General features: G+C 57.1%; 5 protein-coding genes. 2 read left to right on the top strand and 3 right to left on the bottom strand.

What is annotated here, in order from left to right:
- Positions 1 to 258 precede the first annotated feature (258 nt).
- Positions 259 to 642, top strand: a complete 384-nt coding sequence (locus CQ13_RS07285) for a hypothetical protein (protein WP_057842331.1) — start codon at positions 259 to 261, stop codon at positions 640 to 642.
- A 213-nt stretch (positions 643 to 855) separates the two neighbouring features.
- On the opposite strand, the gene CQ13_RS07280 is transcribed toward CQ13_RS07285, so the two are convergent.
- Positions 856 to 1,962, bottom strand: coding sequence for a serine hydrolase domain-containing protein (locus CQ13_RS07280; RefSeq protein ID WP_156433553.1), 1,107 nt, complete (start codon positions 1,960 to 1,962; stop codon positions 856 to 858).
- Between the two features lie 358 nt (positions 1,963 to 2,320).
- On the opposite strand from CQ13_RS07280, the gene CQ13_RS07275 reads away from it, so the two are divergent.
- Entirely contained in the window at positions 2,321 to 3,010 is a 690-nt protein-coding gene (locus CQ13_RS07275) for a hypothetical protein (RefSeq protein ID WP_057842329.1), read from the top strand.
- A gap of 247 nt (positions 3,011 to 3,257) precedes the next feature.
- Here the strand turns inward: CQ13_RS07275 and dapB are convergent, their stop codons facing one another.
- Both dapB and CQ13_RS07265 read right to left on the bottom strand, forming a co-directional pair.
- Positions 3,258 to 4,034 carry a 4-hydroxy-tetrahydrodipicolinate reductase gene (dapB, locus tag CQ13_RS07270; protein ID WP_057842332.1) on the bottom strand — a complete coding sequence of 259 codons (777 nt, stop codon included), beginning with the start codon at positions 4,032 to 4,034 and terminating at the stop codon, positions 3,258 to 3,260.
- Between the two features lie 236 nt (positions 4,035 to 4,270).
- Positions 4,271 to 4,699 carry a GNAT family N-acetyltransferase gene (locus tag CQ13_RS07265; protein WP_283807491.1) on the bottom strand — a complete coding sequence of 143 codons (429 nt, stop codon included), beginning with the start codon at positions 4,697 to 4,699 and terminating at the stop codon, positions 4,271 to 4,273.
- Between the last annotated feature and the right edge of the window lie 228 nt (positions 4,700 to 4,927).

Here is a 4,927-nt window from a genome sequence, read left to right as displayed (position 1 = left end):
CTGCTCCCGAAGGCGGACATCATCCGGCCCGCTTGGCATGTCCGTTGAGGGCCAACAGGCGACTTGGCTTGATTAAGATCGGATTCAATTTTGGCATCACTCTAAATAATCTCTTAGTACTAGATTACTACCTTTGAGCGAAGCCAAGCCAAAAGGCAGCGTACATTGAAACTCGGCCAGCATGCCCTCAGCATACAACAAGCTCACCAGAGTTCTGCGTCGTCGCAACACCGACATTCGTGCTTTGGTTGGCTGCGCATGATTGAAAAGGCGAGAGCAGTTTCACTTTTGATGTTGTTGCTTGAGGCGACACCCGCGAACGCAGAGCAGTTCACTGTGAGGTGTGCGAATCAAGGGTACTATCACGTGACGTTTGATACCGATTTAGGAAGGGTCGTATTCGAGAGTGTAGCCGGGTTGGCATTGAAGGGCCGTATTGAGACAGCCGCTGCAGGGGATACCGTATTTCGATTGCTCAAATCCGGCACCAAGGACTTCGAAGTCGTTTTGGCCGAGAGCCGGGATCGCATCACGTGGGTTGCAATCCCGGGCGATAATACGCGCCAAGGAACAATAGATAAGTGCAATCAAGTGGGTCTGCGGCCGATTCTTTCAGAATGGGATCTCATCTTCCCATATTAATGAGACTGAGGAGACTCGTGTGGGGTCTGGTTCGACTAGAGCCGAAAAGGCCCAAGGTCTGTGGGTCATCAGCGTCGGTCTGACCGGATCACGGCGACTTCTGGTCTACGCCCGTGAACGGACGTTCTCAGGACAGGCGGGCATGTCCCAAATGGGCCAATAGGCGACACGAAGGCGCCGCTGCACCGTGGCCAACTGCCTGTCTCCGCCCGATCAGGAAGGCATTGCCGCAGGCAGGATAAACTCGTTCAGCAAAATAGTCTCCGGAAGGTTCATCCGGTTCGGCAGCCATGCATGAACAAGCGCGACCAGGCCCAAATCCGGAACGATCATCAATCGCTGACCACCCCAGCCCATCGCACCGGCCCATTCGACGACTCTTCCGCGGCAGAACGAGCGCCCGAGCCACCAATGATAACCGTACAGGAACAATCCCGGTCCGTTGTTGCGAGGCTTGATCGAGTCCGCGATCCAGGCCGACGGGACAATCTGCCGGTCATTCCAGACACCGCGGTTTATCACCAGCTGACCAAGCTTCGCCCAGTCGCGTGGGCGAGCCCGCAATGCACCGCTCGCCTGCGGCTGACCATCTGGCAATTGTCGATTCCATTCGACGTCCTCGATGCCCAGTGGCTCGAACAATTCGTCTCTCGCCAGCACGTCAAGCGACTTGCCACTCGTCTTCCGCAAGACCGCGCCAATCAACTCGGTCGCTCCGCTATTGTAGTTGTAGGTGTGCCCCGGCGGCGCAGCGGCCGGCCGTTCCAGGACGTAGCGATAAGCGTCCTTCGCGCCACGCATCTTGCCGAGGCTATCGAACGGCGGCTTGAACTCGGACCAATCAAGGCCGTCCGACATCGTCAGCAGATGGTACAGCGTGATCGCGCTCTTCTCCGGCGTGCGCAGATCGGCATATTCCGGAAAGTAGTCCAGAACCAGCGCGTCCAGAGTTTTGATCCAGCCACGCTGCAGGGCGACGCCGACCAGGAGCGAGGTCACGCTCTTGGTCATCGAGTTGCCATTGTGCCTCGTCGCCGCGTTGAACACCGTATGCTTTGCTGGCTCAAGACCATTTTGATCCTGCCCGGCCGCGTACTGCTCGTAAACAAGCACACCGTCGCGCGCAACGATGATGGCGTGAACGTTGTCGAGCCGGCCATCGGCCACGCGCCGGCGCATATCCTGCAGTAGCGCGGGGTCGAACCCATGCCGTGCAGGATTTCCGACACGCCAACCGTCATGAATATCCGCAGGACTGTCCGACACGCTTTCCGAAGTCATCGGGGGCCCTTTTGCTGAACCGTGCCCGGCCAGCAGCAATGCTCCGGAGCCGACAATGACGGCGCGTCGATCCACGCTGCTAATCACGTTGCAAACTCTATAAATGAGAACGAGAGGTTGTCTCTTCGGCGGTAAAAAATCAAGACCAACTACGCTGCCAAGCCAATTCTATTGCTCCGGTCACAAGGCGACACGACTCGGGCCTCTTTCCTGTGGAGCCAAAGGTCCGCTTCGGGGTCAAAATGCGACATCGCCCGGACTTACGGGCACTTCTGCTCTGCTCCCGAAGGCGGACATCATCCGGCCCGCTCGGCACGTCCGTTGAGGGCCAGGAGGTGACATAGCAGGCTCGACTGGGCATTAAAGGGGCACCAACTGAAGACGGACCTTGGGTAGCATGAAGCTTCTGACGACAATCCTTACAGCGAGCATGATATCGATGTCGGCGTTCTCCGCGACGGCTCAAACAATAACTTTCGAGCTTAACGGAACACGCTTCTATTTTCCGAAAGCATGGACGATCAATGTGGTCGGCGCCGACCCTCCGTACAATGCGTCTGCTGCTATCGCGGGCAAGGCCGTGTTCAAAGTCGAACGGACAATCCTTATTTCCTTTCCGAAGGTCCCAGGGCAACGAGATTGGCAAGAACGTTATCCTGAAATCAGCCCGCCTTTCATCTACGAATTGTTGATAAGCTCCGGGATTCGTAATCTTAGCGAAGCGCGACAGCGAAGTCGCGAAGCATCAGATCCTGAAGTCAGTAAAAGACTGAAACAACTTCAGCCCGACCCGGACGGGTTCGCGCGGCTTGGCAATCAGTACTACGTGGCTGTTCGCCCCGGCGACGATGATGGCGCTGGCGGCTATTTGCAGTTCTCATGCAAACCCGGCCTGACTGAGAGGGACCGCGGCGTCTTGAGTCGTTGCACCGTCCACACCTACGTCGTTGATGGCATAGGTCTCCGTGCGAGCTTTGATGCCCTTGAGTTTGACAAACTTCGTTGGCGCGACGTCCCGAAGCAAGTTGACGCTTTGGTAAAATGGCTGGTCACACCGCCAAGCCAGCGGCGTGAAAAAATCGATTAGAAAGCTGGAGGCCCAAACAATGACCCTTGTAACCGACGTCGTGACGAAGGGCACAGATCGACCCACGTCCACCTCGGATGTCCGTTCAGGGTCAAAAGCGGCGGTGGAAGGGAGCAAGGATCGATGTCCGGTTTGCCGCTGACAATCGACGTCACAAGGGCTTAAGCGCGGTTCGGCGTGGGCCAGGAGCGGACATTTGCAATTAAGGTGAGCGCGACCGCTCCGCTCTGTTAATCCCAGTAAGGCGTCACGAACTCTTCAAGCCCAGGACATCTTGCATGTCATATTCGCCGTATGCACGCCCAATAATCCAGCGTGCAGCGGATAGCGCGCCGCGCGCGAACATGCTGCGATCCAGCGCTGAGTGTGAAAGGGTCACAACCTCTTCGGCAGCGGCGAACGTAACGCTATGCTCTCCAACAATGCCCCCAGCTCGCATGACTGAGAATCCTATTTCACCCAATAGGCGCTCGCCAGTGATGCCATCCCGGCCTCGTCGTTCGACAGCGGCGAGGGAAACGCCACGGCCTTGCGCAGCGGCTTCACCCAACATCAATGCCGTCCCGGAAGGCGCATCAATCTTCCGGCGATGATGGGCTTCAGAAATTTCTATGTCCCAAGTCTCGCGGGGGAAAATCCGGGCCGCTTGCGCGACTAAGCCGACCAGCATATTGATACCAAGTGAGAAGTTACCGGAGCGCACAATCGGTATCCTGCGTGCCGCTTCGCTAATCCGGCCAAGTTGATCAGGCTCAAAGCCAGTCGCGCCTATCACCAGCGCAGGCCGGCCACTTGCCGCACACGCCTCTGAGAGTTTGGTTGCTGCCTCACTCGTCGTAAAGTCGATGATCACATCTGCTACATCAAGCGCGGCTGCGAGGCCGATCAACCCATCGCCGGTGCTGCCCGGACAACCTAGATTGCCAACATGAATGAAAGCGGGATCAGCATTCAGCGCCGGAACAATGGCTTGGCCCATTTGTCCACGGCCGCCGGCGACGACGATTTTGCAAGGCGAGGTCAATGGCATTCACATTACGAAAGCCGCAATTCGCGTCTGACATTTCCGACACAGCAGAATAGGGTCATGTACGACCAAAGGCAACTTTCGCTTCAAGCGCAAAGGTTACGATAGCCGCATCCAGGAAGCGCATCTCGGTCGTCATCGCCTTGGAGTCACCAGAGGGACTCTCCTCAGCCGCCGGGGTGGTCGACGCGACAGGGTGATCGCCAACCCGTGGAGCATCGTTACAATCGCCGTTATCGGTGCCAGAGGAGATAGCGGACAGCCTTCGCTCCACTATCGATCGTTGCCCTTCCTACTTCTCGAAACCCTTGTGCTGAATGAAATCTGTCTGACCCGGGATTCGAGGGCTGCATGTTGACCTCGCAGACGATGCAATTGTGGCCAAGCTTTTCAGCTCGCGTGAACAGATCGGCATACAGCATCCGGCCATAACCATGGCTCCGGTGCTCCTCGGAGACCACGACGCGGTCAACGTACAGAAACCGATCGTAGCGGCTCTGAAACCACTTGAAGTGGATGCCGTCGTAGTTGTCCGTCTGTTCGAACGCCAGAAGGAGCGCCTTAGCGGGTTCAATGAACGTTGCAACGCTCGCGGAGCCAATCATTCGATCAAACCGCTCCCGCGATAGTAATGATGTCTCACGAGCACTTGCATCGTTCACGCGAAGCAGTGCATTCCGGGGCGACTGCTGGCCATGAAGGTCGAGAACCTCTGAAAGCAAAATGGACCCCTGTTAGTCGGTTCCGGGACAATAATATGCTAGAATTGAAACGGCCAGTCGCAAACTCGGCAGCCCCTATATCGATATCGCAGATCAAGACTTCCGCTAGTGGAATGGTCCGGCCGTGCTCCGGCCCTGCCAGCACGAGAAGCTGGCAAGGGGCGCTCA

Origin of the sequence: Bradyrhizobium retamae (assembly GCF_001440415.1) — a bacterium.
In the GTDB taxonomy this organism is placed as follows: Bacteria; Pseudomonadota; Alphaproteobacteria; order Rhizobiales; family Xanthobacteraceae; genus Bradyrhizobium; species Bradyrhizobium retamae.
The sequence above is the reverse complement of the archived record's forward strand: the minus strand, read 5'-3'. Positions and strand labels throughout refer to the sequence as shown.